General features: G+C 39.4%; 2 protein-coding genes. Both read right to left on the bottom strand.

The window, feature by feature from the left end; all coding sequences use genetic code 11:
• Positions 1 to 31: 31 nt before the first annotated feature.
• Positions 32 to 841, bottom strand: a complete 810-nt coding sequence (gene tatC / locus Q0X72_RS13875; RefSeq protein WP_297766636.1) for a twin-arginine translocase subunit TatC — start codon at positions 839 to 841, stop codon at positions 32 to 34.
• Positions 841 to 1,806, bottom strand: a complete 966-nt coding sequence (locus tag Q0X72_RS13870; RefSeq protein ID WP_297766633.1) for a KpsF/GutQ family sugar-phosphate isomerase — start codon at positions 1,804 to 1,806, stop codon at positions 841 to 843. Before Q0X72_RS13870 ends, tatC begins: the two co-directional genes overlap by 1 nt.
• Between the last annotated feature and the right edge of the window lie 286 nt (positions 1,807 to 2,092).

Genomic DNA, 2,092 nt, shown 5'->3' with positions numbered 1-2,092 from the left:
ATACATTCTGGTGCGATAGGCATTAAATTCGTCAAGTTGATTTGGCATATTTTTTTGCTCTTTTAGCTTCCCGTTTCAATACGCGCCCGGAAATATATATACTCAATTGATATAGGATCAGTACAGGTACAGCCACAATGATCTGGCTGGCTACATCGGGAGGGGTGATCACCGCCGAAATTATAAGAACGATGACCAACGCGATCTTTCTATATTTTTTTAAGATCTCGGGTGTCACCAGGCCTACTTTGGTAAGAAAGTAAATAATGATGGGTAGTTCAAAAATAAGCCCGCAGGCAATAACTGCAGCCCGCACCGTGGAAATATAGGAACTTAGATCAATATCATTAAATACCTCATCACTTACAGTATATCCTCCTAAGAAATTAATGGAGAGGGGCGCAACCACATAATAACCAAAGAGTACTCCCATAAAAAAGAGCAAGGAAGCTACAAAAATAAAGCCTCTCGAATTACTTCGCTCCTTTTCGTAAAGCCCCGGACTAATAAAACGCCAAAGTTCATATAATATATAGGGAAATGCGATTATGAATCCAGCCCAGATAGATGTCCATATATGTGCCGAAAACTGACCTGCCATAACCCTGCTTTGTACTCTGAACAGGGGTTCTGTACTGCAAAAAGCCTCGCTGAACCCTAACATTTTGGATAGCTTGCAAAAAAGAGCATAGGTTGGAAAATCCGATTTTTTGGGCCCAAAAATGACGGTATCAAAAATAAAATCCTTCATTAAAAAGGTTGACCGGATAAGGTGCCATCGCAACTCTTCCAAATGATCTAGGAAAGACATTTCATTGGGGTCCTCGGTTTGCTTTGCCATTAGAGTATACCTTCGTTAATAAGGTTGTGTAAGTGTACTACTCCCATGTAAGCATCGTCCTTTTTTACCAGCAATTGTGAAATGCCGTTTTTTTGCATCTCCTTTAGCGCATTAACAGCCAATACTCCCGGTTCAATAGTCTTTGGGTCTTTGGTCATAATATCCCTCGCTGTGAGGCCATTGATATTTTCGTATTTGTTTAGCATTCTACGGATATCCCCATCAGTAACAATCCCTATAAGTTTATTATCTTCCATTACGGCTGCAACTCCAAGCATCTTCTCGGAGATCTCAACAATGACATTCTTAATTGCCGAATTAGCCTCTACCTGCGGCTTCATATTTTTTCCTGAAATATCAGCAACACGCAGGTACAGTTTCTTTCCCAAAGTACCCCCGGGGTGAAATTTCGCAAAATCTTTAGGGCTAAACCCTCTTAGTTCCAATAAACAAATTGCCAGGGCATCGCCCATTACAAGTTGGGCGGTAGTACTTGTTGTAGGGGCCAGATTATTGGGGCAGGCTTCCTTCTGTACATAAGTATTCAAAATGAAATCTGATTGCTCTGCTAAATAAGATTCTGTATTGCCGGTCATGGCAATTAATTTGTTACTGCCTACTTTGATCAATGGGACCAGTAATTTGATCTCCGGTGTATTGCCACTTTTGGAGATACAGATCACAATGTCTTTCTGCTGAATGGTGCCAAGATCGCCGTGGATGGCGTCTGCAGCATGCATAAAGATAGCAGGAGTTCCGGTCGAATTTAATGTGGCCACTATTTTAGAGGCAATCAATGCACTTTTTCCAATTCCCGTTATTACAACTCTGCCTTTACCGCGGTATATACAATCTACTGCATCCGCAAATTGTTGATCCAGAAGGGAAGCCAAATGGTGGATGGCGTCTCCTTCGGTACGAATGGTTTTTTTTGCCAGTTCCAATATGCTTTTGCTCTTGCTCAAAGTACCTTTATGATTTTGTAAAATTGAATGCAGATTTTGTCTAAAAATGTAATCGCTTTCTAAAAGAATGTATTATATTTAAGAAAACAAAATTACGCAAACTTATTTTATAGGGTATTCTAATAACACAAGAAAAATACTTCAATAACCCAAAATCGTTTAGTAAACAATAGCTTATTGTAGTGCAAGGGATTTTTAATGCTGGTGGATAAAATAAATTATTAGGGAATGGTATTGAATGATACGGAACTTCAAACGTCACTCAAAAAGTATTTTGGATTTTCAA

This window comes from uncultured Muriicola sp. (assembly GCF_947258935.1).
Taxonomy (GTDB): Bacteria; Bacteroidota; Bacteroidia; order Flavobacteriales; family Flavobacteriaceae; genus Muriicola.
Note: the sequence above shows the minus strand (reverse complement) of the source record. Positions and strands in the feature narration are given on the sequence as shown.